General features: G+C 61.7%; 27 protein-coding genes. 8 read left to right on the forward strand and 19 right to left on the reverse strand.

The features are described from left to right. Window positions 1-464 (reverse strand): AzlC family ABC transporter permease (locus LJE63_06170; GenBank protein ID MCG6906194.1); only part of this gene is annotated, 464 nt, incomplete at its 3' end. Window positions 465-815: 351 nt separating this feature from the next. Between LJE63_06170 and fusA the strand changes: the two genes are divergently transcribed. From fusA to LJE63_06185, 3 genes are all read left to right on the forward strand, one after another. After that, on the forward strand, window positions 816-2,900 hold the full coding sequence (gene fusA / locus LJE63_06175; GenBank protein MCG6906195.1) for an elongation factor G: 2,085 nt from the start codon (window positions 816-818) through the stop codon (window positions 2,898-2,900). 117 nt (window positions 2,901-3,017) lie between these two features. Beyond that, window positions 3,018-3,719 (forward strand): AAA family ATPase, encoded by a 702-nt coding sequence (locus LJE63_06180; GenBank protein ID MCG6906196.1) that lies wholly within the window; start codon window positions 3,018-3,020, stop codon window positions 3,717-3,719. A 122-nt stretch (window positions 3,720-3,841) separates the two neighbouring features. Next, the gene (locus LJE63_06185) at window positions 3,842-4,528 is read left to right on the forward strand and encodes a DUF554 domain-containing protein (protein MCG6906197.1); all 687 of its coding nucleotides are present in this window, start codon (window positions 3,842-3,844) and stop codon (window positions 4,526-4,528) included. Between the two features lie 113 nt (window positions 4,529-4,641). Here LJE63_06185 and LJE63_06190 read toward each other — a convergent pair whose 3' ends face one another. Together LJE63_06190 and LJE63_06195 are read right to left on the reverse strand one after the other, a co-directional pair. Beyond that, window positions 4,642-5,013, reverse strand: coding sequence for a hypothetical protein (locus LJE63_06190; protein MCG6906198.1), 372 nt, complete (start codon window positions 5,011-5,013; stop codon window positions 4,642-4,644). A 59-nt stretch (window positions 5,014-5,072) separates the two neighbouring features. Beyond that, window positions 5,073-5,546: a chemotaxis protein CheX gene (locus LJE63_06195; protein ID MCG6906199.1), complete on the reverse strand. Its 474-nt coding sequence runs from the start codon at window positions 5,544-5,546 to the stop codon at window positions 5,073-5,075. A gap of 574 nt (window positions 5,547-6,120) precedes the next feature. On the opposite strand from LJE63_06195, the gene LJE63_06200 reads away from it, so the two are divergent. Beyond that, window positions 6,121-7,044 carry a PHP domain-containing protein gene (locus LJE63_06200; GenBank protein MCG6906200.1) on the forward strand — a complete coding sequence of 308 codons (924 nt, stop codon included), beginning with the start codon at window positions 6,121-6,123 and terminating at the stop codon, window positions 7,042-7,044. Window positions 7,045-7,154: 110 nt separating this feature from the next. Here the strand turns inward: LJE63_06200 and LJE63_06205 are convergent, their stop codons facing one another. The 5 genes from LJE63_06205 to LJE63_06225 all read right to left on the reverse strand — a co-directional run bounded on the left by LJE63_06205 (window position 7,155) and on the right by LJE63_06225 (window position 11,443). Then, a complete protein-coding gene (locus LJE63_06205) occupies window positions 7,155-8,744 on the reverse strand; it encodes a methylenetetrahydrofolate reductase C-terminal domain-containing protein (protein MCG6906201.1) in 1,590 nt (529 codons plus the stop codon). 388 nt (window positions 8,745-9,132) lie between these two features. Next, window positions 9,133-9,555, reverse strand: coding sequence for a hypothetical protein (locus LJE63_06210; protein ID MCG6906202.1), 423 nt, complete (start codon window positions 9,553-9,555; stop codon window positions 9,133-9,135). Between the two features lie 440 nt (window positions 9,556-9,995). Then, entirely contained in the window at window positions 9,996-10,421 is a 426-nt protein-coding gene (locus tag LJE63_06215) for a response regulator (GenBank protein MCG6906203.1), read from the reverse strand. Between the two features lie 82 nt (window positions 10,422-10,503). Further along, on the reverse strand, window positions 10,504-10,878 hold the full coding sequence (locus tag LJE63_06220; GenBank protein MCG6906204.1) for a response regulator: 375 nt from the start codon (window positions 10,876-10,878) through the stop codon (window positions 10,504-10,506). A 103-nt stretch (window positions 10,879-10,981) separates the two neighbouring features. Further along, complete coding sequence (locus LJE63_06225) at window positions 10,982-11,443, reverse strand: chemotaxis protein CheX (protein MCG6906205.1); 462 nt, start codon at window positions 11,441-11,443, stop codon at window positions 10,982-10,984. Between the two features lie 361 nt (window positions 11,444-11,804). Here LJE63_06225 and LJE63_06230 point away from each other — a divergent pair, with 361 nt between their 5' ends. Together LJE63_06230 and LJE63_06235 are read left to right on the forward strand one after the other, a co-directional pair. Beyond that, the gene (locus LJE63_06230; GenBank protein ID MCG6906206.1) at window positions 11,805-12,149 is read left to right on the forward strand and encodes a hypothetical protein; all 345 of its coding nucleotides are present in this window, start codon (window positions 11,805-11,807) and stop codon (window positions 12,147-12,149) included. Between the two features lie 46 nt (window positions 12,150-12,195). Continuing rightward, a complete protein-coding gene (locus LJE63_06235) occupies window positions 12,196-12,537 on the forward strand; it encodes a hypothetical protein (protein MCG6906207.1) in 342 nt (113 codons plus the stop codon). A 418-nt stretch (window positions 12,538-12,955) separates the two neighbouring features. Here LJE63_06235 and LJE63_06240 read toward each other — a convergent pair whose 3' ends face one another. From LJE63_06240 to aceE, 6 genes are all read right to left on the reverse strand, one after another. Further along, window positions 12,956-13,243 carry an integration host factor subunit alpha gene (locus LJE63_06240; GenBank protein ID MCG6906208.1) on the reverse strand — a complete coding sequence of 96 codons (288 nt, stop codon included), beginning with the start codon at window positions 13,241-13,243 and terminating at the stop codon, window positions 12,956-12,958. A gap of 385 nt (window positions 13,244-13,628) precedes the next feature. Then, on the reverse strand, window positions 13,629-14,216 hold the full coding sequence (locus tag LJE63_06245) for a hypothetical protein (protein ID MCG6906209.1): 588 nt from the start codon (window positions 14,214-14,216) through the stop codon (window positions 13,629-13,631). 510 nt (window positions 14,217-14,726) lie between these two features. Beyond that, window positions 14,727-14,957 carry a hypothetical protein gene (locus LJE63_06250; protein MCG6906210.1) on the reverse strand — a complete coding sequence of 77 codons (231 nt, stop codon included), beginning with the start codon at window positions 14,955-14,957 and terminating at the stop codon, window positions 14,727-14,729. A gap of 58 nt (window positions 14,958-15,015) precedes the next feature. After that, window positions 15,016-16,449: a dihydrolipoyl dehydrogenase gene (gene lpdA / locus LJE63_06255; GenBank protein MCG6906211.1), complete on the reverse strand. Its 1,434-nt coding sequence runs from the start codon at window positions 16,447-16,449 to the stop codon at window positions 15,016-15,018. Next, complete coding sequence (locus tag LJE63_06260) at window positions 16,446-17,837, reverse strand: 2-oxo acid dehydrogenase subunit E2 (GenBank protein ID MCG6906212.1); 1,392 nt, start codon at window positions 17,835-17,837, stop codon at window positions 16,446-16,448. Before LJE63_06260 ends, lpdA begins: the two co-directional genes overlap by 4 nt. A 14-nt stretch (window positions 17,838-17,851) precedes the next feature. Continuing rightward, window positions 17,852-20,530, reverse strand: a complete 2,679-nt coding sequence (gene aceE, locus LJE63_06265) for a pyruvate dehydrogenase (acetyl-transferring), homodimeric type (GenBank protein ID MCG6906213.1) — start codon at window positions 20,528-20,530, stop codon at window positions 17,852-17,854. Window positions 20,531-21,155: 625 nt separating this feature from the next. On the opposite strand from aceE, the gene LJE63_06270 reads away from it, so the two are divergent. Together LJE63_06270 and LJE63_06275 are read left to right on the forward strand one after the other, a co-directional pair. After that, the gene (locus tag LJE63_06270) at window positions 21,156-21,455 is read left to right on the forward strand and encodes a hypothetical protein (protein ID MCG6906214.1); all 300 of its coding nucleotides are present in this window, start codon (window positions 21,156-21,158) and stop codon (window positions 21,453-21,455) included. A 92-nt stretch (window positions 21,456-21,547) separates the two neighbouring features. Beyond that, window positions 21,548-22,753 (forward strand): hypothetical protein, encoded by a 1,206-nt coding sequence (locus LJE63_06275; GenBank protein MCG6906215.1) that lies wholly within the window; start codon window positions 21,548-21,550, stop codon window positions 22,751-22,753. A gap of 42 nt (window positions 22,754-22,795) precedes the next feature. On the opposite strand, the gene mnhG is transcribed toward LJE63_06275, so the two are convergent. The 5 genes from mnhG to LJE63_06300 are packed head-to-tail and all read right to left on the reverse strand — an operon-like array spanning window position 22,796 to window position 25,827. Beyond that, window positions 22,796-23,173 carry a monovalent cation/H(+) antiporter subunit G gene (gene mnhG / locus LJE63_06280; protein ID MCG6906216.1) on the reverse strand — a complete coding sequence of 126 codons (378 nt, stop codon included), beginning with the start codon at window positions 23,171-23,173 and terminating at the stop codon, window positions 22,796-22,798. Further along, the gene (locus LJE63_06285; protein ID MCG6906217.1) at window positions 23,170-23,478 is read right to left on the reverse strand and encodes a sodium:proton antiporter; all 309 of its coding nucleotides are present in this window, start codon (window positions 23,476-23,478) and stop codon (window positions 23,170-23,172) included. Before LJE63_06285 ends, mnhG begins: the two co-directional genes overlap by 4 nt. Then, complete coding sequence (locus LJE63_06290) at window positions 23,475-23,948, reverse strand: Na+/H+ antiporter subunit E (GenBank protein MCG6906218.1); 474 nt, start codon at window positions 23,946-23,948, stop codon at window positions 23,475-23,477. The genes LJE63_06285 and LJE63_06290 overlap by 4 nt, the downstream gene beginning before the upstream one ends. After that, complete coding sequence (locus LJE63_06295) at window positions 23,945-25,444, reverse strand: Na+/H+ antiporter subunit D (GenBank protein ID MCG6906219.1); 1,500 nt, start codon at window positions 25,442-25,444, stop codon at window positions 23,945-23,947. The genes LJE63_06290 and LJE63_06295 overlap by 4 nt, the downstream gene beginning before the upstream one ends. Further along, window positions 25,441-25,827, reverse strand: a complete 387-nt coding sequence (locus LJE63_06300; GenBank protein ID MCG6906220.1) for an NADH-quinone oxidoreductase subunit K — start codon at window positions 25,825-25,827, stop codon at window positions 25,441-25,443. Before LJE63_06300 ends, LJE63_06295 begins: the two co-directional genes overlap by 4 nt.

The raw sequence follows: 25,827 nt of genomic DNA on the forward strand, positions 1-25,827 counted from the left end.
GCCACCGTGCTGATCACCCAGGTCAGGTTGGCGAAATAATTGAGCACCAGGGCGCGCGCCACCCCCCAGTCGCCGCTGCTGAAACGGGCGTGGTTGACGGCAAAGCTTTCGTCGGTAACCCCGTAGGCAAACAGGAGGAGCTTCTTGCGGGAGGCGGTCTTGAGAAAAACCGAGAGGGAGGAACTCATCAGCAGGTGGCGCAGGTTGACCGTGAAGGTGGTCAGGATGATCGCCGCCGGCGCGGCCCCGTTGGCCATCATGGAAACGGCGATGAACTGGGAGCTGCCGGCAAACACCAGTACCGACATCAACGCCACCGCGGCCGGTGAAAGACCGGCCTTTTGGGCCAGCACCCCAAAGGCCAGGCCGATGGGGATATACCCCATGGAGATCGGCCAGGCGGCGCGCACACCGGCGCGAAGGGCTTTGGCGCGGGGATCGGGTTTATTTGTCGCAACAGCCATGGCCAGGGTGGGGACTGCGCTGAGTCGCCTTTGGGGCGGGCTGGGGTTTCAGGTCACGGCGGCTTGCATACCTCAGGATGGTCCGGGAGACAAGCCCAATTTGACCGCGGCGGGGAAAGTCCGATTTCGACCTTCGGGCTGCGTCTCCAAGTCCCTGGTTCCTCAAATTTGCCGAAGGCAAAAAAACAATTGACAAACTCGCTCTTAATCTATATTTTTCTTTGTTCCGTTAATGAGCTTAGACAATTTTGTTCCGAGCCCCCATCTGGTCTCCGCCTCCAAATGGGGGGTTTTTTTTATGGGATCCGACCTCGTCAACAGGAGAGAGTTCCGCGCACAAGGGATATCAAAATGAAAACCGAAATTCACAAAGTCAGAAACATCGGCATCAGTGCCCATATCGACTCGGGTAAAACCACCCTGACCGAGCGTATTCTCTATTACACCAACCGCATCCACACCATTCACGACGTCAAGGGCAAGGACGGCGTCGGTGCCACCATGGATTCCATGGAGTTGGAAAAGGAGCGGGGCATCACCATCGCCTCGGCCGCCACCTACTGTGAATGGCGGGGCCACGAGATCAACATCATCGACACGCCGGGGCACGTGGATTTCACCATCGAGGTGGAACGCTCCCTGCGGGTTTTGGACGGCGCCATTCTGGTGCTCTGCGCGGTGGGCGGGGTCCAGTCCCAATCCATCACCGTCGACCAGCAAATGAAGCGCTACAAAGTGCCGTGCATCGCGTTTGTCAACAAATGCGACCGCAGCGGGGCCAATCCGGCGCGCGTCACTCAACAGCTGCGCCAGAAGCTCGGCCACAATGCCGTGGCGATGCAGTTGCCCATCGGCCTGGAAGCCGACCTCGAGGGGGTCGTGGACCTGATCGAGATGAAGGCGCTCTACTTCGACGGCCCCAACGGCGAGACCGTGCGCACCGAGGAAATCCCGGCCCAGCTGCGGGAACAGGCCCGGGAGGCCCGGGAAGCCCTGGTGGATGCCGCCTCGATGTTCTCCGACGAACTGATGGAGGCCGCCCTGGAAGAGGCGGTCACTCCCGCGCTTCTCGTTGCGGCCGTCCGCAAGGGGGTTCAGACCCGTGAAATTACGCCGGTTTTCATGGGCTCCGCTTACAAGAACAAGGCCGTTCAGCCGCTGCTGGACGCGGTCACCCGGTATCTGCCCTGCCCGATGGACGTTCAAAACGAGGCCCTCGACACGGGAAAAGACGAGACCCCTGTGACGTTGAGCAACAACCCCGGCGATCCCGTTGTCGCTCTGGCCTTCAAGCTGGAGGACGGTCAATACGGCCAGCTGACCTATATCCGCGTTTACCAGGGCATGCTCGCCAAGGGCGCCAGCGTGGTCAATGCGCGCACCGGCAAAAAACTCAAGATCGGTCGTCTGGTGAGGATGCATGCCAATCAGATGGAGGACATCGAGACCATTCCGGCGGGCTATATCGGCGCCCTTTTCGGGGTGGACTGCGCCTCCGGGGACACCTTCACCGCGCCCGGGCTGAACCTCTCGATGACCTCGATGTTCGTGCCCAGCCCGGTCATCTCGCTGGCCATCGTACCCAAGGACAACAAGAGCCAGATCAACATGTCCAAAGCCCTCAACCGCTTCAGCAAGGAGGACCCCACCTTCCGGGCGTTCGTGGACGAGGAAACCAATGAAACCATCATCGAGGGCATGGGCGAACTTCATCTGGATGTCTATGTGGAACGCATGCGGCGCGAGTACAAGGCCGAAGTCACCACCGGTCAGCCGCGGGTGGCCTACCGCGAGACCATCACCCGGCGGGCGGAATTCAACTACACCCACAAAAAACAGACCGGCGGCTCCGGACAGTACGGCCGGATCGCCGGCTATCTGGAGCCTTTCGCCGATGAGGATTTCGTTTTCGAGAACATGGTGACCGGCGGCGCCATCCCCACCCAGTTCATCCCGGCCTGCGAAAAGGGCTTCAGGGGCTGTATGGCAAAGGGGCCCAAAATGGAATTTCCGGTGACCGGCGTCAAGGTGGTCATCAACGACGGCGCCTCACACTCGGTGGACTCCTCCGAAATGGCCTTCCAGGCGGCGGCCCGCGGGGCTTTCCAGGATGCCTACGCCAAGGCCCAGCCGGTGATCTTGGAACCCATCATGAAAGTGGTGGTGGAAAGCCCCACCGAATTCCAGGGAGGCGTCATGGGTTCTCTCAACCAGCGCCGGGGCATGATCGTCGGCGCCCAGGACGAGGGGCCGATGTGCGTGATCGAGGCCCAGGTGCCCCTTTCGGAAATGTTCGGCTATTCCACGGTCCTGAGGTCCTCCACCCAGGGCAAGGCCCAGTTCACGATGGAATTCTCGACCTACCGCCAGGTGCCGCAGTCGATCACCGAAGAACTGGTCAAAAAGGCCTCCGAAAACAAGAAAAACGTCGCCTGACCGGAGATGGACAGTTTCGGAATTTATCGCCGCTCTGACACCACTAACCCTCCGCGGCCCGGAGCCGTTTCGCCGGGCCGGGGGATGGTTGTCTACATAAAGGAAAGGAGCTTCAACATGCTCAAAAGGGATCTCATCCTCCGCAACCCCCTGCGCCTGATGGGTCATGAAACCGACGACATCCTGCCGCCGGGCGGATTCGGTGCCGTGCTGGCCCGCGCCGGCGTCGGCAAAACGGCCCTGCTGGTACAATTGGCCCTCAACAGCGTGCTGCGCGGCCGCAACGTGCTGCACATCAGCCTGCGCGACCCCGTCAAAAAGGTCTGCCTGTGGTATGAGGAGGTTTTCCGGAACATCGCCACCCATTACAAGGTCAGCCAGATGGACCAGCTCTGGGAGGCCATTTTGCCCTACCGCTTCATCATGACCTTCAATGCCGAGGATTTCAGCGTGGCCAAACTGGAGCAGCGCATCGCGGACCTGACCGAACAGGACATTTTCCTGCCGCAAATGGTGCTTTTCGACGGCTATCCCTTTGAAGGCGCGGTTTTTGAGCCGCTGGCGGAGCTGAAAAACCTGGCCCGCGCCAACGGTTACCTCACCTGGTTTTCGGTACGCACCCACCGCCATGACCAACCGGCGCCCGATGGCCTGCCCCCCGTCTTCAGCCCGGTGGAGAGCCTTTTTGATGTCGCTATTCAGCTGCAGCCGCAAAACGACGGCGTGTACATCCAGGCGCTCAAGGGCGGCAGTCCCGGGGACCAGGCCCCAAAGCTGTTTCTGGACCCGGCCACCATGCTGATCCAGGACGCGGCCTGATCGTAGCACAACGGTGCAGGGGGGGCGGGGGATTTTTTTCGGACCTATTTTTGTTCTTCGCCCCTTAAGGTCCCCGCCCGCCCCACTTCTGCGCCTCGGCCCAATGCCGGCGGGAGCGGTTTGTGATCGGAACCATCGTCAACACACTGGCCATCGTCGCCGGCAGCATCCTCGGCCTGCTGTGCCGGGGGGGCATCCCGCAGGCTTACAACCAGACCGTGATGCAGGCCATCGGCCTGGCGGTGATCCTGATTGGTTTCAAAAGCGCGCTGAAAGCCGACGACCTGCTGCTGGTGATTTTCAGCCTGACCATCGGCAGCGTGCTCGGTGAGGGGCTCAAAATCGAAGCTCGCCTGGAGCGGCTCGGGCAATGGCTGCAGCGGCGCATGGCGCTGGCAGGCGACGGGATCGCCAAGGGGTTTGTGAGCGCCAGCCTCCTTTTTTGCGTCGGTTCGATGGCCATCGTGGGGTCCCTGGAAAGCGGACTCACCGGCAATCACCAAACCCTTTTCGCCAAATCCGTTCTCGACGGCATCACCGCCATCATTTTCGCCTCGGCCCTGGGCATCGGCGTGATCTTTTCGGCCGCGGCCGTTTTTCTCTACCAGGGGCTGATCACCCTGACCGCCTCCTTCATCAGAGAATTCCTGGTGCCCCCGGCCATCGACCAAATGACGGCCGTGGGCGGGGTGCTGATCATCGCCATCGGGATCAACATTCTGGAAATCAAGCGGATACGGGTGGGGAATATGCTGCCGGCAATTTTTCTGCCGTTGGTCTATTTCATTCTCAGGCAGCTGTGGGCATAAAGGTCGCCAGACCGGGTGGGCAGGCCCGAGGGGCCTGCTGCGGGATGTCCCGGGGTCTTTGGCCTTCGAAGGTTTGGCCTATCGGCGGGGAGTTCAGGTAGACTCCCGCGGGTTTATTTGATCCAGGAAAACACGGCAGTTCCCAGCACCAGCAGGATGATGCCCGCCATGCGGTATGTCTGATCGTCGGCCTGCTGCAGATACCATCGCCGGATCTTTACGAAAAGCCCCCGCGGGTTGACGAAGAGCAGGAGGCCCTTGGCCACCGCCAATCCCGCCAGGAGCACCACGAACCAAAAATTCTGGCTGGCGCCGGCCGAGAGCAGCAGCAGCACCCCCACCCCAAAGGCCAAGGCGCCGAAAATTTGGGGGCTCATGTTTTCCAGCAGGGTGGCCAAAAATTTGCGGCAGGCGGTAGTGTAGAGTACCAGGCAAACCCCCGATGCAATCCAGAACAAGCTGATGACCATCAGAACCCATTTCATCGTGCTGTCTCCTCTGGGTAAAAGTTCCCGGTTTCGCGGCGCGCCGCGTTTCCAACTTATCAGCCGGCCACATCTTCCCGCCAGCAGAGCTCCACGGTCAGACCGCCGAGCGGCCCGCTCAGCGGGACAGCGACCACCGCCACCCCGGATGTTTGGCCGGGTAGAGGCCCCTGCCCCATCACCACCGCATCCGGCCGGACATCGATCCGGGGCGATACATCCGCAAGTTTTTGCGCCGCCTGGCCTGAGACCATGTTGACGATCTCCCCGACGGCATCCTGGATGTCCCGGTTCACCTCCTGCAAGTCCTCCCCCAGCATGCGGGAGACGATCTGAAGCACGCAGCCGCGCTGGAAGCTCAGGGCAGCGCTGCCGCTCACGCCCCCCGAGAGCAGGATAACCCCTGTGACCTCCCCGCTGGGCGCGGGGTCGGTTTTCAGGCGCGGCTTCTGAACCGTGAATTGCGCGCCGCCGAGGGTGGCCAGCACGTGGCAGGTGGCGTCGATCAGGATGTTGATGATGGTGGCCTGCATGCGTGCCGAAATTCCTGTGGATCTTCCCGGGAAGCCGGGCGAAGCCGGCCGATCGCCACCAAAGATAGGGAGAACGCCCCCAAAGGCCTGCCACCGTCTATCGAGCAGCCGGCTGCAAAATAGCCAAAACCCATCAAGGGTGTCAAGGAAATAGCCGGCCACCCCCGTTTCCGGCCGCAAGAGACGCTAAAGTTGCGCCGTCTGTCTGCCGAAGACAAACCGCAACCGGCGCCTTCAGCAGCCCGGAAGCTCGGCCGCCGGCTGTTGCGGCAGTATCACGGATAACGCCCGGACCGCTTACGCCGCGGCATCGGCCATGCCCATGCCGCCGGCGGCCGGGAGCGCTTCAAAAAAATAACCTTTACAAACCAGCGGGCTTCCCCTATGCTAGTTCGGGTTTGTCTCAGGGTCGGTCCCCGTTTTGCCTGGGGGCCGCCCCCGGGTTTCGGGCCTGCGCCCCGGCCGGAGCTTGCCGGGGGTGCCGCCAGGTGCCCGTTTTTCCTGCCTGATACGCGTCTCGCCAGTGCGGACAACCGGCGAGGGATAACCATCATCCGATAAAAGAAAACAGAGCGTGAACGCCCTAAACCGCATCCAGTTTGAAAAACCCGATCTGGCCGCCCTGACCCAGAGCGCCACCGTGGTGGATATGCATTTCCACACCCGCTACTCCGATGGCCTCAACAGCGTGGCTGCCGTTGCCCAGCGAGCCCAGAAACTCGGTATCGGGATTGCCATCACCGACCACAACGCCATCCAGGGCGCCGTTGAGATCAGCCGCTACTGGAACCTGCTCACCATCCCGGGCATCGAAATAACCTCCCGTGAAGGCACCCACCTCCTGGTCTATTTCTACGATATCAAAAGTCTCAAGCGCTTCTACACCCGGGACGTGCAGCCATTCATGGGACCGGAGGTGATGAGCGCCATCAGTCTGGGCATGGAGGAGATCATCCGGCGCGCCCGCGCCTTCAAGACCGTGATCATCTTTCCGCACCCATACTGTGCCGTCTATACGGGCATCTGCAACCTCCAGTTCCCCCCCGAACGGCGCCAGCACCTCCTGGATCTGGTGGACGGCGTCGAGGTGATCAACTCCGAGAACCTCAACAAATGGAACCTGCGCTGCGCGTTGTTGGGCTTCAACCTCAGCAAGGCCATTACCGGCGGCAGCGACGGCCACACCCTCTACCACATGGGCCGGGTCGTCAGCTACGCCCCGGGACGCAAAAACCGCAAAACGTTTCTGGATGCGGTGCGCAACGGCGAAAACAAGATTGTCGGCAAGGAAATTGACCTGTTGCGCAAGATGACCTCCAACGGCCTGAAGTTCAAGACCAACTTTCGAAATTGCCCGGACCTGCTCGAACGAAATTTCAAATACAGCTGCATGGCCATCAATTCCCGCTCGAAACGCCTGAAAGCCTGTATCCTGCGCTCCCTGAACGAAAAGATCCGCAAAAGACGCGAAAAAATCGCACCGTATCCGGCCCACTGAGGACGCGCGGTTCCGCACACGGCGCCGTCGCCCCCCGGTTGCGCCGCCCGTCGGGCAAACCCTGGGAGAAACCCCGCGGGCGCCGGGCGCGCCCTGCACCGTTTCCGCTATCAGGCCGGCCCTTCAGGGGCCAGGTCGCGGCGCGGGTCCTCGCCGGAGAGTCTGCAGGTCGCCGCAGTGCAGAATTGGGTGATCTCAAGCGAGGCGCTCTGATGATCGCGGCCCAGATAGAAATTGAGCCATGAGGAGGTGCGGTTGAGCTCCCACATGCGCGGCGGCACGCATTCGCTGGCCATTTGCTGGGCCTGCCCGACCGAAACCCAGCGGTTGAAAGCCCGATACCAGACGCAGCGTCGCTCCGGCCGCACCTCGCACATGCTGCCGCGACTGCCGCCGCAGGCCCCGTTGCGGGTGTGTTTGGGGCACTGGGATTCGGGGCACAGAAAGGCCACGTGCTGAATCGCGCAATCCCCGCAGCGCTGGCAGCCCAGAAACACCTTTTTGAGCGGGTCTTCGGTCAGGTGCATCAGCAGTCGCCCGATGCGCCGGCGATCCAGCTGGCGGCAAACCGACATCATCAGGCCCGACCAGGGGGCGTCGCGGGTGAACAGCAGCCGGTGCATCTTCGCCAGGCAATGAAAAAGGGCTTTGTCCACAGCCGGCAGATGGCTGGCCGCGCCCAGCGGTTTGGCCACCGGCGATTCGCCGGGAGTTGGGCGGGAGTAGACGTAAAATCCTTTTGGGATGGGGTAGTCGAATTCGGATAAAAACTCCTGCCAGCGGTCTTCCAGGGCCGCCATCCGGTCCAGGACGCCCGCCACCGTCTCAAAGCTTCGATGAATGCCACCGATATGGATTCCGCGATAGCCCAGCCCCTTTAAAACCACCCCCAGCCGCGCGGCCCGCTCGACGGCGGCACGCCGCCCCGCGGCCTTGTCCTGCCATTCGGCGCGTACCTCACCCAGCAGTCGGTCGGACACAACGGCACCCGGCACGCGCCCCTGGTTCATGATCCGAGCGGCTCCCGGCGAAAGCACGTAAAGCGAGGCTAGGGTCGGGCAGCTGATACCATGGCGTTCCTGAATGCGCAGCAACTCGGCAAACTTGCGGGCATCATAGCCCAGCTGGGTGATCAGAAACTGGGCGCCGGCCCCGACCTTCTTGCACATTTTGGCGTATTGGGCGTAGGTCTCGCCCTCCGTCTGTTTGAAGGGGGAGACCGCACAGCCGACAAAGTATTCCTCAGGATCACCGGAAGCCTGGTTGCGTTCGCTGAGCATGGCGAGCATGCAGGTGAGGTTGACCGAATCCAGATCGAAGACCGGGGCCCCCTGGCCACCGAAGCCCTTGCCGGAATAATCGCCGGTCAAGGCCAGGATGTTTTTAATCCCCATCATGGCCAGCTGCAAGGCGCGGCTTTCCATCCCCACCCGGTTCATGTCCCGGCAGGTGAAATGGACGATGACATCCATGCCCAGGCTGAAGATCTGGTGCCCTAATGCGTCCGGGCTGAGGGAAGGATTGCCGCCGGGGTTGTCGGTAATCGAAACCGCCGAAATGCGGCCGTCTGCAAACGCATCCCTGGCAATGCCCATGACGGTGTCCACACTGCGCCCCCGGGATTCGGTCCCGGGGACAAGCTCCAGGGTCACGACAAAACGCGTCGGGTCGGCGATGTCGTCCCTAAAAATCCTCAGCATCGGCTCCTCCCATCGGGGTCGACCGCGGGTCCGCGCAGGTCCCGGCAGGCCTTCCGCAGCTCACTCCCAAATAGCCCCCATGTCGAATTTATATTGTAAGTTTAACGCGCCCGGCCTTTAAAATACAAGCAGGATGTGACACTGATTTTCCAGGAGCCCCAAACGCCTGGCGGGGTCCTTTTGAGGTCCCGTTAAACGGTCAAAAGGACGGCCGCGGCCCCAAGCCGGTGCGCAAAAAAAAGCCCGGGAGCAGAAGTCCCGGGCACAGCGTAACAGGCATTGCCAACCCCCCGGCAAACCGGGAGTTGAAAAATCAGCGCACCTCACCCTAGCATCGCGGCGGCCACCTCCCAGCCGGTGGGCGCATGCCGGTTGTCGAAGGCCCCGGTCAATCGGGGAACTTGAGGGAAACCTTTTCCCCGCCATCCTCGGATTTGAAGGAGATCTTGACCTCCAGGCTGCTGTCGCGGATTCCAAGCGCCAGTGGGGTCTTCCCCTTTTGGGTTTCAATGTGGGTGATTTCTCTCAAGGCCCCGAAAATTTTTTCACCGATGGCTTTTCCCGGAGACGGCAGTTCCGCGGTGCGGTACTTTGCGCTGACCTTGACATCCCCCTGGGGGGTGCGGGAAATGGTGATTTTCTTGGCCCCGTTGTTGACCCCGTGCAAAGCCGCCAAGGCCACCCATTTCAAGGCGCCCTCCTCCTGATCGGCCTCGTTGCGAACTTCCGACATTTCCTTCAAGGGGTCGGTGCTGGCGTAACAGTCGCACAGTTCCTGAACCTTGAGGTGCAGATTTCTTTTTTCCTTCATGTGACCCTCCTTTCACTGCCGTACAATCCGGCGCTGGCATCCCCTCAAGCTGAGGACGACCATCTGCAGATGCCAAAGATTTTGATGTGAAGACTGATCTGTAGAATTGTACTTCAGAAGAGTAAAACAGATTTGGCTATGTTCAAGCGGCTTGCCACTTTTTGACTCCGCAACCCAGTGCGCGTGGTATCCCGGGACGGGGTGCGCACGCCATGGGCAGCGCCCGTTTTAGTGCTGCGCCCGCGATGGCGCAAGGGGTTAGAACGGTTCGGGCAGGGATTCGGGGCACATTTTGAATTCGGATGGGATGGGCCGGCAGCGGCGAACTGCACAGCGCAAAACGACAGGCTGTGGGGAAGACGAGGCCATGAGCCTCAAATACCCTGCCGGCAGGGCACCCGGCGGCCGCTTAACCCGGGAGACGGCAGGCGCCCGGCGGTTTAAAAGTCCACGCCGGTCTCGACCTCACCAGGGCCACCGTCAGGGTCTTCAACGCCCAGCAGGGATATTATTTTTTGACGAATGGTCTCTGGGGTAAAGGGTTTTTTTACGTAGTCGGCGGCCCCTTGGGCCAGAAACGCTTTGACCTTTTCGCGGCTGCCTTCGGTGGTGACCACCAGCACCGGGATGGCTCGCAAAATGTCATCCTTTTTCATTTCCTGGAGCAGTTCCATCCCGTTCATTTCCGGCATGTTGTAGTCCGTAATGACCAGATCCATCCACTCCGTCTGCAGCAGATTCAAGGCCTCCCGCCCGTTGACGGCTTCAAAGAAATGGGCGTTGGCGAAACCCGAGGCCTTGATGGTTTTGATGATCACCGTGCGCATGGGCAATGAATCATCCACGATCATGACGTTCACAGACATACTCCCTCCTTACCCCGTGAACCTTCAGCCAGGGTCTGGTCTTGCAAAAAAACCAGCGACGGCCGAAGACTGCCGCGCCCGTTTACCCCAGGATCTTGGCCAGTTTCTCGGTGATCACCTCTTCGGTGAATGGCTTGACCACATAGTTGGAGACCCCGGCCTGGACCGCCTCGATGATGTTCTGCTTCTGTGCTTCGGCGGTCACCATCAAAAAAGGCAAGTCTTTGAAAGCGGTGTTGGCACGAACCGCTTTGAGGAATTCGATGCCTGTCATTTTGGGCATGTTCCAGTCGGAAATGACCAGATCGACTTTTTCCTTCTCCAGCACTTTGAGGGCGTTGCTGCCATCATCGGCCTCGATGATATCGGTAAACCCGATTTTTTTGAGGATATTCTTCAATATCCGTCGCATTGTGGCAAAATCGTCCACGATTAAAATCTTGATTGTCGTATCCATCCATTCGATCCTTTTGCGCCAAGAAAACGTCTGTTGCCGCCGGCCGGGGCCTATAGCTGGGATGGCTTCGCCGCCGGTGCATGTCGATCCAGCGGGGCCGGCATCAGGACTCCAAACAGACCTCGAGGGTAAACCGCCCCGCCTCCGTTTGAAAGGGAATCGCGATGATAGGGCCGCGGGTGATGTGGCTGATGCGATGATTTTTGCCGGTAATCACCGAGGGAATCGCGCCGTTGAAGAGCCGACCGGCTTGCTCCAACTCACGCCGTGCCTGGCCGGAAATCATGTTGGTCAACTCCCCCACGGCATCCGTCACATCGCTGTTCAGATCGGTCATTTCTTCGCCGAAGAGGTTGGAGACGATTTTAAGGATGCTGCCCTCATCGAAAGTCACTGAAATGGTGCCGTTGGCCTCGCCGGTCATGCCGATAACGCCGGTCACATCCCCACAGGCCACATCGTCCACCTTAAGATAGGGTTTGCCGGCCCGCGATGAAACGGAAGCCATCGTCTTGAGTACATTGAGGGTTGCGTTGATGATCGGGTTGATGAGCGCTGAATCCATTTTCTGTCCTTGAAACCGCCGCCCTTCAGAAAACCTTGCAGGTCCGCAGACCCGATTTCCGTGTTGGGCCGCTTCTCGAAGCCGCTGCGACGCACATAAATTGACCGGCAAACCCCCGGGACGGCTATAAAGGCTGCCGCGCAGAATACCACCCGAAAGTTATGCATTTTTTCGGGGTATTTTTCGCTTTACTTATGGCTTGAAATTCGATGAACTATTTATCGTCCGCCCCTCATGGCGACTTAATAGCCGCAGCGCCGACCACGGGGGACGATAAAGGCAGCTTTTGAACATCGCTTCCCTGGATTTCTCCCAGGCCAGCGGGCGCAGAGCGCAAAACCTTTTCCCGGAGACGCACCCCATGACCCCTTACGAGCTTTCCAAAACCCTTCACAAGGATCTCTCGCCGGTTGCCCCCCGCCTGTCGGCGGCTCTCAACCGGGCCTTGACCCAGATCGGGGAGGGCTCCCTGCTGGTGGGACTTGGGCCCGGCAGCCATCGAGATGAGGCCGTCACCTTTCAGGAAACCGAGGTGATCGCCCTGCAGCGGGAGGAGCCGGCCGCTCTGATTCTGAAGATATCCCAGGCACTCTCCCTGCTGGAGGCCCACTCGCGCTGGAAGGTGGTGATCGACAAAAAACCATCGCGCCGAAAAGATCGGCTCGAGCTTTTGTATACCATTTCCCGTTCCGGGGATCGCTGTTGAAAGGATCGGCGGCCGGGGCGGGCCAACCCAACAGGGAGACATTCCAATGCAGCCCAAGCGCCTGCCGTTTTGGCCTTGTTTACTGGTGCTGGTGCTCTCCGCCTGCGTTTCTCTCAAGGGCCGGGTGCCCGATGGCGTCGTGGATTACCGCGACCTGCGCCGTCAGGACCTGATTGCCAAGCTAAACACGCTTCAAGCGCGGCTGGACAGTACTGAGAAAAGCCGACGCAAGTGCTCCCTGGCCTACGGCGCTCTCCAACGCCAATTCCAGGAACTCCAGGCGCAAAATCGCAGCAACGCCCTTCGCATCAAGGCCCTGGAGTCGGAGTTGGCGGAGATCAATTTTGCCTTTGAAATACTGCGCAAGGAGCAAAAACCGGGAGGGTAGGGGTCGCGACAAGAAATAATTCCACAATATGGCGAAGGATTTTGGTTCGTCATCAAGGCACATCCGTTGGCGCATATCGAGATATGTGCCGGCGGATGTAACGACGAGGACGGGCCAAAAGACAAGCAAGATGTGGAATTATTTTTTGCCGAGGCCCTGAAAGAAGGGGTGGGCGGTTTCCGGGTCGAGCCCGGTGGATGGCGAGAACCGACGCCGGCAGGCGCTATCGGCGGCGTCGGATTGGGGCGGGGCACTGCCGGCACGCTGGCGCGGGGCGAATTCAAAGTTCCTTTCTCATCCCGGCCGCCATGCCCCCGGCCGGGTCGGTGGCCGGCAATTCCAGGATCGGCAAGGACTTTCGGCCTATGGCCGCTTTGGCACAGATCAAACCCCGCGCCGGGTGTGTCACCCGAAAACCCTATTGGCCGGCATTTATCCTGTCCCGCAATTTGCCCGAGCACTTGAAACCGACGACTTTGCGCGGCGGCAGGATCATTTCATCCCCGGTTGCCGGGTTTCGCCCTCGGCGCGCCTTTTTTTCATGAACACAGAATTTGCCGAATCCGCTGATCAACACGTCTTCCCCTTTGCCCAGGGCGGATTTGATCAACTCCAGGAGCGACTCGACCGCATCGATGGTCTTCTGTCTTGAAAACCCGAAGCTCTCCTGAATAGAATCGACAATGTCGTGCTTGGTCAAGGCCATAAGGCGTTTCCTCCACAATGCTCAGGGTTGGCGGATGAGGCGCTTTTTTTCAGATTTGAGTGCATCGCATAATATTCCCAATTAATCAAGTCCTTTGGAACCAATCGACTCCAAATTCACAGAAGAACACGCACCAGCCGCTTTGCCCGAGGCAAGCCGCCGACCAGTGGTGAAGACGCCCCCTCGCAATCATAGGGCGCGCCGGCCTTGACGGTTCATTGCCGCTGCCGCATCGCGGACGGTCCCGGAAATCAGGGCCCGGGAATGCTGCGGTGGTTCAAAAGCCCTCGGAAAATCGGGGGAGGAGGTTGCCGCAAGATTGGAGGTGCTCTAAACGGCCGGGCAGAGCGCATGGGGCCGGTTGCAGGCTGCGGCAGCGTCTGCATCAAACAAATGACCGCAGCACACCGGCTGCAGCCGCGGCGCTTCCCACCGCAAGGGTGACCTTGGCCGCCAATCGAGGAAGAGGACCGGCCTCCGGCGCAACGCCTGGATGCTGGCGCCAACTGCGCCAGCGCTTCGTGAGGTGGTAGCCCAGATTGATGCAGCGCTGCAACACCAGCCCGCCATAACAGCCCGCGCCGGCTAACGCACCCAGAACGATGCCCACGATCAAAAGCACCAGAACGACGCCGGCAAACTGCAGCGCCGAAAGGCCACCGCCCAGCGCCCCATTGCCGGCATGCACAAGGGTCAGCATCAAGTCGGAAAACATGCTGAAGCCCAGACATGTCAATGGAACGCTGGCAAGGGACAGAAAGGCGACCCGGTAAGGCTCCTTGAGCGAAAGGGTCGATATAATGATGCCGGCAGCGGCGGCCAATCCCATAAAGCTCGCCGAATGATGCAGTATCTCCGAAAAGGTTTCCCAGCGCAGGAAAAGAAGGTTGAAGAAAATCAGGCTGAAGAGAATCGTCAGACCAAAAATAAGGCCGGGACTCCAGAAGTTTTCGGCGGTTTGACTACCGTGCATGTCGGGTCTCCGGGCCGCAGCCCCTTTCCAATCCGTTACGGCTCATTTTGCGGGTCAGCGCCGGCTCTGCCCCAAGGGATCCCGGGTGTCTCGGGCCTTGCCGAAACAAGCGCCGGCGTGCAAACCAGCGCCGCAGCACCCGATTTCCGACCGCAATCTTGCGGACGGTGCAGTGACGGCGAATGCCAAAAGAGCGAAGACCTGGTCCAGAGGCGCTTGCGGCTCTGGCGACACCTATCTTTTACGCGCGTTTGCCTTTGGACTGCAAGTAAAATTTTTCGCTGGCGACCAGCGAGCTGGACGCGGGCAACAGACCGATAGCCCTGCAAGGATGAGAGACCGACAACATGACCGGGGCGAGGCACAGCGGCTGGGCGCTACGGCAGAGGTGAGGCCTCCCCCTGCACGACTGGGGGGCGGCCGAAAGGCCTGCCCCCGTCACGGGGGGCAGGTTTCCTTCCATAGTGAAATGCGCCAAACGGCCTGAAACGCCTTCGTCATGCTGGTCGTTTAGAGCAGTTGACCGATTTCGATCCCCAATGCGACGCACTTCTCGCCCTCCATACAGGCGGCCGCATCCCGATCCTCCAAGTAGTGTTGCACACGTTTGCCCTTGTATTCCAAATCCACCACCCAGGCCTTTTTTTCATCGCTCCAGGAGACCGTGGTGTCGATTCCGCAGGCCCCGATTTGGGGATAGATCTCGCGAATTTTGGCGCACAGTTCTTCTTTGTCGTACATGTCCTACCTCCTTGTGCTGTTGGGTTGCTGCACGTCTGCCGCCCCCGCCGGCGGCGGCTCAAGACCGTCGAAGGCCTTTGGTCCGTCGAAAATGGGTGGCAGTGCCATAATATACGTCAGCGCTCTCTTTGAGGGTCTCGCTCAAGGTCGGGTGGGGGTGAATCGAAAGGCCAATGTCGGCCACACTGGCATTCATTTCAATGGCCAACACCGCTTCGGCGATCAACTCCCCCGCACCGGGGCCGGCGATCCCGACGCCCAGCACCCGCTCGGTAAGGGGATCGACCACCAACTTGGTGAGCCCGTCGCTGCGTCCCAGGGTGGCGGCGCGCCCCGAAGCCGCCCAGGGGAAACGGGCGAGCGCGACCTCCAGGCCCTGTTCACGGGCCTGGGTTTCGGTGGTTCCGGCCCAGGCAATTTCCGGGTCGGTGAAAACCACCGCCGGCACCGCCAGCGGCTCGTAAAGGGCCTCACGACCGGCAATGACCTCGGCCGCAACCCGGCCTTCATGGACCGCCTTGTGGGCCAGCATCGGCTCGCCGACCACATCTCCAATGGCAAAAATACGGGCTTCAGCCGTTCGCCGGCGGCGATCCACCAGAATAAAGCCCCGCTCATCGCATACGACCCCGGTATTCTGCAGACCCAGCCCCGCAGTGTCGGGCCGACGGCCGACCGCCACCAGGACCTGGTCGAAAAGACGCACCTGTTCACCGTCCTTCCCGGTTCTCAGGACAGCCTTGAGACCGTTTTTCTGGGCTTTGAGCGCCTGCACGGTCGTGTTTTTGAAAATCGCCTCCAGCCGATCGGAAAGCCGTTTTTCCAAAAGATTGACCAGGTCGCGATCAACTCCCGGCAACAGCTGCGCGGTCATTTCGGCCACCGTCACCTTTGACCCCAACGCCGCGAAGACCGTGCCGAGTTCCAGCCCGATGTAGCCCCCCCCGACCACCAGCAGTTTTTTTGGCACCTGGGCCATTTCAAGGGCGCGGGTGGAATCCAGGATGCGGTCATCGCCGATATCCAGTTGGGCCAGGCGCACCGGCACGGCACCGGTGGCGATGACGGCATGCTCAAAGACCAGCCGCCGGTCGTCGCCACCGCCTGCCCCGCTGACCGCCAGGGTGCGGTTGTCCAGAAAGACGGCGGTGCCTTGAAAGTAAGTGATCCGCCGCTGCCGCACCAGACGCCCAAGACCGTCGGTCAGTCCTGAGACCACCTCGTTTTTCCAATCCCGCAGCCGGTCGATGTTCACCTTGGGTTTTCCGAAACTGATCCCCCAGGCCTCCGCTTCGCCGGCTTCGGCGATCACGCGCGAGACATGCAGCAGTGCTTTGGAGGGTATACACCCGTGGTAAAGGCAGACGCCACCCGGATTTTTCGCGGGATCGATCAGGGTGACCGTCAGGCCGAGATCGGCGGCCATGAAGGCGGCAGCGTACCCGCCGGGGCCGCCGCCGATGACGGCCAGTTGGGTGGTGTCATCGGTCATGACGAATTCTCCGTGTTTCCGCCAAGATGAAGGGTGAAAGGGTGTTTCAGACAGTCGCACACCCATCGCAGGAAGCGCGCCGCATCGGCCCCGTCCACCACCCGGTGGTCGTAGGAGAGCGACAGCGGCAGGATCGTTCGCGGCCGGAATTCGTCGTCTGTCCACCGCGGTGCGGTGGCCGAGCGGCTGACCCCCAGCACCGCCACCTGCGGCCAGAGCACGATGGGGGTAAAACCGGTGCCCCCGATACCCCCCTGATTGGAGATGCTGAAGGTCCCTCCCTCCAGCTCATCCGGTTTGACCTTCCGGCTGCGGGCGCGCTCGGCCAAATCCGTGATGGCCACGGCCAGTTCGGTGATGGACTTGGCGTCGACATCCTGAATCACGGGTACCAGCAGCCCGCGGGGGGTGTCCACCATCACCCCGATGTGGATGTAGTGCTTCAGAATCAGCTGTCCGCTGCCCATGTCGATGCTGGCGTTGAAACGGGGAAAGCGCTTCAGCGCCGCCGCGCAGACCTTGGCCAGGATGGCCGTGACGGTCAGTTTGCCGCCGGCGGCTTCCACCGCCCGTGCGTTTTGTTTCATAAAGGGTTCGAGGCCCGTAATGTCCGCACTGTCGAACTGGGTCACATGGGGAACGGCGTGCCATGCGGTGACGGTAGTCTCGGCGGTGAGGCGCCGCACGGTGGACAGCGTCATGGTTTCAATCCGGCCCCAGCGGCTGAAATCGGGCAGCGGCGGCGGCGCGCCGGGGCCTTCAGCGGCGCGGTCACCGGCCGTGAAACGCGCCTTGACATGGGCCTTGACATCGGCCTCGCTGATCCGACCGCGGGGCCCGCTGCCCTTGACGGCGTGAATGTCAACGCCCAGTTCACGGGCCAGCCGCCGCACCGCAGGAGAGGTGGGCGCCGGGGGGCGATCCGCTTCTTCGGCGGCATCCCCCTTTTCCGTTTCGGCGTCCGCTGCCGGCTGCCGGCCTTTCGAACCCCCGTCCACGGTTTCGGCCGGGGCCCCTTCCCCGGAGGCTTCCGCGGCAGGCTCCAGTTCTTGCGGTTCGCTGCCGACTTCCGCCCCGGACGCCCGCGCATCGGCATCAGGCGTACTTTGGGCCCCCTTTTCAACCGCCGGTGCTTTTTCCCCCGTGCCGCCCTCGGTTTCGACCCGCGCGATAACGTCCCCGACCCTGACCTCGTCGCCGCTCTGGACCAGCAATTCGGTCACTTTGCCGGCCACCGGCGACGGAATTTCAACCACCGCCTTGTCGGTTTCCAGTTCGATGAGCGGGTCGTCCACCGATACCGTGTCCCCGACCGCAACCAGAACGCCCACGACACTGCCGGAAGTCACGTTTTCACCGATTGCCGGTACCTTGATGTCTTCAACCATGCCAGCTCCTTCCGTCAGGCAAACCGCGGACTCGCCTTGCCGGGATCGATCTCGAGTTGCCGGCGGGCCTTTTCAACCACCGCCGGCTTGACCCGTTTTGCACGGGCCAGCGCGCTGAGGCTGGCGAAGGCGATGTGGCGCGCATCGACCTCGAAAAAGTCCCGCAGGGCGCTGCGGTTGTCGCTGCGCCCGTAGCCGTCGGTGCCCAGCAGCACCATCGGCCCGGGCACCCACTTGGCGATGGATCCCGGCAGGGCCTTGAGATAATCCGAGGCCGCTACAAAAACCCCCTTTTCGCCCGCCAGCTGCCTCTCAAGAAAAGAGCGCTTCGGCGTTTCTTCCGGGTGAAGAAAATTCCAGCGCTCGGTTTCGATGGCATCCCAGTAGAGATTCTTGTAGCTGGTGACGCTCCAAACGTCGGCAGCCACCCCGAAGTGGGTTTCGAGAAGCTCCTGGGCCTTTAGGGCTTCGTTGAGAATGGTGCCACTGCCCAAAAGATGCGTCTTCGCCCGCGCGCCTTTGCGAGAGGCTGGACGAAAGCGGTAAATCCCCTTGAGGATGCCCGCTTCCGCCCCCTCGGGCATGGGCGGCATCCGGTAGAACTCATTCATGATGGTCAGATAGTAGATCAGGTTTTCGCCCTCCTCCAGCATCCTGCGCAGCCCTTCACGCACGATGACCGCAATTTCGAAGGCAAACGCCGGGTCGTAGGCCAGCACCGAGGGGCTGGGATAGGCCAGCAGATGGCTGTGGCCGTCCTGGTGCTGGAGCCCCTCCCCCGCGAGCGTGGTGCGCCCGGACGTGGCGCCCAGCAGAAAACCGCGGGCCTGGGCGTCGCCCGCCGCCCAGATCAGGTCGCCGATGCGCTGAAAACCAAACATCGAGTAAAAGGAAAAAAAGGGTACGGTGTTGAGGCCGTGGGTTGCGTAGGCGGTGCCGGCGGCGATAAAGGACGACATGGCGCCCGCTTCGGTGATCCCCTCCTCCAGGATCTGGCCATCCTTGGCCTCCCGGTAGTAGAGGAGGCTTTCTTTGTCCACCGGTTCGTAGACCTGCCCCAGGTGGGAGTAGATGCCCACCTTGCGGAAGAGCGCCTCCATGCCGAAGGTACGGGCCTCGTCCGGTACAATCGGCACGATGTAGGGGCCGATGTCCTTTTCCGCCAGCAGTTTGCCCAGCAGATGCACCATGGCCATCGTGGTGGCGATCTCGCGCTCGCCGCTGCCTTTGAAAAATTCGCTGTAAAGCGACGCTCCCGGCGGCCGAAAAACCGGCACCGACACACTCCGCGCAGGCAGATACCCCCCCAGTTCGCGGCGCCGCTGCTGCAGATATTGCATTTCTTCGCTGTCCGCTGCGGGGCTGTAGAACGGCGCATCGGCAATGGCCGAATCGGGAATGGGGATGCCGAAGCGGCTGCGGAAATGGCGCAGCTCCTGTTCGTTCAGCTTCTTTTGCTGATGGGTGACGTTGCGGCCCTCGCCCGCCTCGCCGAGCCCGTAGCCTTTGATGGTTTTGGCCAGGATCACCGACGGGGCCCCCTTGTGGTTGATCGCGGCCTGGTAGGCGGCGAAAACCTTTTCCGGGTCGTGCCCGCCCCGGCGAAGCCTCTGCAGCTGCTCGTCGGTAAGGTGCCGAACCATCTTCTCCAACTCAGGGTAACGTCCAAAAAAATCGCGCCGGATAAAGTCGCCCGAAGCGGTGGAATACATCTGGTACTGCCCGTCGGGGACCTCCTGCATGCGCTTGGCCAGCAGCCCCTTGTCGTCCCGGGCAAGCAGCGGGTCCCAATCGGCCCCCCAGATGACCTTGATGACATCCCAGCCAGCGCCGCGAAAGGCAGCCTCGAGTTCCTGGATGATCTTGCCGTTGCCGCGCACCGGCCCGTCGAGACGCTGCAGGTTGCAGTTGATCACAAAGATGAGGTTGTCCAGCCGCTCCCGGGAGGCCAGGGTGATCGCCCCTAAAGACTCCGGCTCGTCCAGTTCCCCGTCGCCCAAAAAGGCCCAGACCTTCTGGTCGTCGACCGGTTTGAGCCCGCGGTCTTCCAAATAGCGGTTGAAGCGCGCCTGATAAATGGCCATCAGCGGCGAGAGGCCCATGGAAACGGTGGGAAACTGCCAGAACTCAGGCATCAGGTAGGGGTGGGGATAGGAGGCAAGTCCTCCTCCGGGCTGCAGCTCACGACGGAAATTCTCCAACTGCTTTTCGCTCAGGCGGCCTTCCAGGAAGGCGCGCGCATAGATACCCGGTGCCGCGTGCCCCTGGAAGTACACGATGTCGCCGGGATGCCGCGCGGTTTTGGCGCGAAAGAAATGGTTGAATCCCACCTCGAAGAGCGTGGCGCTGGAGGCGTAGGTCGAGATGTGCCCGCCGATACCGTCCGACTGGCGGTTCGCCCGCACCACCATCGCCATCGCGTTCCAACGGACAATGCTCTTGATGCGCCGCTCGATCTCGCGGCTGCCGGGGAACACCGGCTGACGCGAAACCGGTATGGTATTCAGATAGGGGGTGTTGGCCGTAAAAGGGATCCGCACAGCGCGCTCCCGGGCGCGCACCTGCAACCGTCGCAGCAAGTCCCGAACCCGCTCCGGCCCTTGGCTTTCCAGGACGTAATCCAGCGACTCCAGCCACTCGCGGTTTTCGGCGTCGACTTCATCGGGCTCGGGGCGGTGGTCGCGGGTTTTCATCGTGTCGATCCCCCAATCAGCGCTGCCGGCCAGAGCCCCCCAGCCCGCAGCAATCTGGTGAAGAAATTTGATAAAGCAGTAAAAGGTCGAAAACCGTCAAATTTCGGCCGTGACGCCTGGCCGACCTACCTGGAGGGTGGCACCTGCCGTTCGGCCAGGCAGAAAAGTTATGGTTGCGCCAGACCAAAGGCAAGTCCTGACCCGCACGGCGGGAGGTTTGCAACGTCCATAAAGCGTGGCGCCCGAAGCGGCATCGACGGGGGCCAAGCGCCTCCTGCGGCAACCGGAATTTTGCAGTGACCCTTGGTATTTGAACGATTTAACGGCCAATTGTCAACCGCCAAAAGGGGCGGCACCATTTGCCTTCGGGTCCGGTTCGGGGACGCTTTGGGCAAAACAGATTCGTCAATATTTCAAATAAGATATAAAAAATTCGACGTTGACAATCACCCCCCGCCCCGCTAAATTGTTTTTAGTACTCTTTCTTTTGCCCTCGCCCAGCCCCACCCCGGAGCTGTAAGGCGATACCGGTCGACACCCCCGCTGCCCGAATGGTGTCGACCGGCGCCGCGTCCCCATCGTTCCGGCCGTGGGTGGAATGCCCAGCAGGCAGGCGGACAGGCCGATGAACCACAAGAAACCGGATCAACAAACAGCCGCCGGTTCTCACCCAGCCCCCTGCCCGGTCTGCGGGGCGCAAAACCGCGAGAGCTGCGGCGCCCTCGAGAAGCTGGGAATCCGCAGCCTGGAGGCAGACCACCGTGAGGTTTGCCCGGTCTGCGGCAGCGATTACGCCCTGGTGGTGTGGGCGCGAGGCTTTAGAATGTGTGAACTCTGTTTTGAAAACATCGAACAGGCTTTGAGAATCTTGCGGCACAAACACAAAAAACGCCTGGAGCGGATCCTCTTGGAGCTCGACCGCTGAGAGGCCGCGGGAGATAGCGGCAGCCGCCCACGGCCCGGCGCCCGATCCCCGGAGGCGGCCGCCGCAAATCCATGCCGGCAAGGGAAAACGCGATGGATGAGACATCCGACAAGTTGATCAAATTCCCCGAAAGGGTGAACCGCATTCTGGCCAAGTACAGCCGGCAATACGAGGCCATCAACCGCATCGGGCGTCTGTGGGACTCCGCGTCCGACCCCTTGGCCGACGACGCCCCCCGAGGCGGCGGGAACCGCGGGCGGCGTTTCATGGAACAGGTCCAGTCCAGCAATTTCGACGCAACCTATCTTCAGAAGGTGGTCGAAGAGATCAAACTGATCGAAGAGAGCCTGAAAACCCTGATTGCGGCCCGCACCCGGAAAATCGTCGAGGAGCGGGTGCCGGTGGAAAGAGAGCGGCCGGTGGCCCACGGCCTGGTGCGCAGGCTGCTGGTGAAGCTGGGCTGGCTGCGGCAGAAAATGGAAACCTTCACCGATTACGAAGTCGTCCGCAAGGAGGTCCCGCGTGAACCCAATGAGGTCGCCATCTCCGAGTTCAGAGGCATGATCGACCGCTACATCGCAAGCCTCGTCAGTTTAAACGATGGCCTGCGGGGCACCGTTGGCGAGGTGAGCGCCATCGTCCAGAATTTGACCGACGTCAGCGACACTTATACCGACCAGATCCACCGCGACCGCATCGCCTACTACAAGCAGATCCGCCACAGCCGAAGCCTGGAGGAGCAGCTAAGTGAGATCGCGGCCCTGCACGAGTCCTTGAGCCCGCTGAACGCGCGCTATCCCGAGGTCGAAAAGGCCCGGGATCACCTCGAAATGGCGCTCGGCGACAGCCAGGGGGTGGAGTTCAAACTGAAAACCGGCATCGACATGAGCGTCAATTACCAGTCCGCCTTGAAAAGCTACCGCCGGCTGATCAACGATTTCAAGGAACGGGGCGACATCCACGTCAGCATGGTCGAGAAATTCGCCCAGGGGGCCAGCCACATGAAGATCGCCGTGGACAACGTCTCCCAGATCTGTTCGGGGGTGGCCAAGGTCACCCAGTCGATGATCATGATCGTGGAGAGCATCGAGGGCGGCAACAAGGTCCTCGGGCGTTATGCGGCCCTCATTGGGGACGAGGCCGCCACCTCCCCCCAGTGGGATATGGAATACAGCGAATTGAAGGCGGCGGAGGCGATCTACGAGAAAAACAGCGCGGCGCGCCTGCAGCAGCTTGAACGCAACCGGCGGGAAATCGAAAGCCTGATCAGCCCCAAAGCGCTTCTCAAGGAAGGTTGAAACGGCCGGGCGCCCGCCGCAGCGGCCCCGTCCGCAGCCCACTCACCCCTGCTCCCCGCCCTCTGGGGGGCGTTTGCTCCCGTCCGCTGGGGCCTTTTGGAGGCGCGCGCCAAGCTCGTCGATCCAGGTCTTGTGGAACAGGTAAATGCCCCGGTGGTAGGCCGCACGGCCGATCAAATGGGCCCCGACCGGCGCGGTCAAAAGCAGAAACACGATAACCGCCGCAGCCCTCAGGGTGGTCCCCAGTTCGCCGGCGACCACGGCTTCGGCCGCCAGAATGCACCCCGTTCCCAGGGTCCCGGCCTTGGTGGCGGCGTGCATCCGGATCAGGGTGTCCGGCAGGCGGAGCATGCCCACCGCGGCCACCAGGCAAAAAATACTGCCGACGATCAGCAGGGCCGCGGCGATGATGGCGCTCATCGTTTCTCCTCCGTGCTCCGCCGCCGGCGGGAGCGTAGCAGAAAGCGGGACAGGGCGACTGTCCCCAGAAACGCCACCAGGGCGTAAGCGATGGCGACATCCAGAAACGACGCGTCCTCGGAATGGATGGCATAGGCCGCCAAGAAAGCGACGATCAAAACCGCGATCAAATCCAGCGCCACGACCCGGTCGGCCGCCTGGGGCCCGCGCACCAGGCGGATAAAGGCAAGCGCCGCACTGACGATCAGCAGGACCAGGGCCAGCCGGCTGGCGGCCTGAAGGGCTGTTTGGCCGTCGATGATCATCGGGTGACCTCCAGCACCAGCCGCTCCAGCCCGTTTTTGATCCCCTTGCGAAACCCTTCCGGATCGTCCAGAAACATGACATGCACGAACAGGGTGCGGCGGTCTTCGGCAAGATCGATGCTGAGGGTTCCGGGGGTGAGCGAAATCAGGTTGGCCACCAGCAGGATCTCCAGATCGCTTTGGGCGCTCAAGGGAATACCGACGATCCCCGGCCGGCTGATCTGCCCGGGGGTCACGACGTCCCACAGCACCCGCAGGTTGGACCGCACCAGCTCCACCAGAAAATAGCAGATCAGACGGGCGGTTTTGGGAACCCGTTGGAAATAGCGCGTTTCGCCGTAAAGGGGGCGGGTCAGCCACAGCGCCAGGTAGCCGAGGCCGAAGCCGACCAGCAGCCCGGAGAGGGTAAAGCGCCCCTGCACCCCGATGAAGCCCAGCGCGATAAAACCGTTGATGAAAAAGAGGTTCATCGCACACTCCCCAAAACGCTGTGGACGTAAGCGCTCGGGTCCAACAGCTCCTCGGCCGCCAGCCGGGCCATCTGGAAAAGCTGCTCTGGCGCCAATCCGATCAAGACCGTCAATGCCGCCAGGGCCGCGACGGGGGCCAGCATCCAGGCCGAAACAGGGCTTCGGCCATCGGCGGGCGGGGGAGCGGCCGCGGCCTTGGGCTTCCAAAACGCCTCGTTCCAGATCTTGGTCATGGAATAAACGGTCAACAGACCCACCAGCGCCGCGACCCCGGCCAGAACGAAATGGCCGGCATCCAGGCTGGCCCGGATCAGGATCATTTTGGCCCAGAACCCGGAAAGCGGGGGAAACCCGGCCAGGGAAAAGGCGGGAATGAAAAACAGCAGCGCCCCGAACCCACGGGTGCGGTACAACCCGCCCAACTCTGCCAGCGCGAACGAGCCGCCCCACTGCCGGGTCAGCCCGCTGATCAGAAATAGATTGGCCTTCACCACGATATGGTGCAGCAGATAGAAGACGGCACCGGCCAGGGCCAGGGGGGTCAGCAGCCCCAGGCCGAGGACCATGTAGCCCACCTGGCTGATGATGTGAAACGAGAGAATGCGTCGAACCTCGCTGTGGGCCGCGGCACCCAGCACCCCGGTGACCATGGTCAGCGCCGCGGCCGCCAGCACCAGGTTCTGCAGCCCGCCGCCGTCCAGGGGAAACAGGAGGGTGAAGGTCCGGATCAGGGCGTAAACGCCCACCTTCGTCAGCAGGCCCGAAAAAATGGCGGAAACGGCCACCGGCGGGGTGTGGTAGGAGGCCGGAAGCCAAAAAAACAGCGGAAAGAGCCCGGCTTTGATCCCGAAGGCGGTCAGGAACAAAACCGATACGGTTGCCACCTGGCCGGCATCGACAGCCGCGCGCAGCTTGAGATGCAGGTGGGCCATGTTGAGGGTTCCGGTCATGGCATAGATCAACCCCAGGGCCGCCAGAAAAAGCAGCGTCGAAATCAGGTTGATGACCACGTAGGTGACGCCGCCGGCCAGCTGTGCGCGGGTCCTGCCGAGCACCAGCAGGGCGAAGGAGGCCATCAGCATGACTTCGAACCACACGTAGAGATTGAACAGGTCGCCGGTCAGAAATGCGCCGCTGATGCCGCCCACCAGGATGTGCAGCAGCGGATAATAGCCCCGCTGCAAACAATCCGCGCCGATCTCGGCCCGCGAATAGAGGCACACGGCCCCGTAAACGACCCCGGTGACCAGGACCATCAGCGCGCTGAGGTGGTCGGCCACCAGGGCAATGCCGAAGGGCGCCGGCCAGTTGCCCACGTTGAGAACGGCAATCCCGTGGTGGTGAACCCGCTGGAGCAGCATGGCGCCCAAGGCCAGGTGCGCGGCGGCGCCCAGGAGTGCTGCGGCGCTCTGGAAATGCGGCCGGCGACCGCCCGGCAGCGAGAGGGCGGCGACGGCAAACGGAACGATGATGGGGGCTGCCAGCAATCCGCTCAAGGGTTCACCTTTTCGGGCGCCCCGGCTTCGGCGGGGATGGCTTCGGCATCGCTCATGTCCTCGGTGTTGACGGTCCCCAGCTCTTGGTGGGCCTTGAAAAACAGAATAAAAACGAAAACCAGGAGCGCAAACCCGATGACGATGGCCGTCAGAATCAGCGCCTGGGGCAGGCTGTTGGCGACCACCCCGGCCGGAACCTGCGCACCTTCCGGAATCAGCGGCGGGTGGGGGTTCCCCGGCCGGCCGGCAGCGAAAATCACGAGATTGACGGCGTTGCTGGCCAGCACAAGTCCGAAGATGAAGCGCACCAGATGCCTGCCGAGCATCAAAAACAGGCTGGCGGCCACCATGGCACCGCTCAGCAGGGCGAGGACGGTCTCCAC

This window comes from Desulfobacteraceae bacterium, from assembly GCA_022340425.1.
In the GTDB taxonomy this organism is placed as follows: domain Bacteria; phylum Desulfobacterota; class Desulfobacteria; order Desulfobacterales; family JAABRJ01; genus JAABRJ01.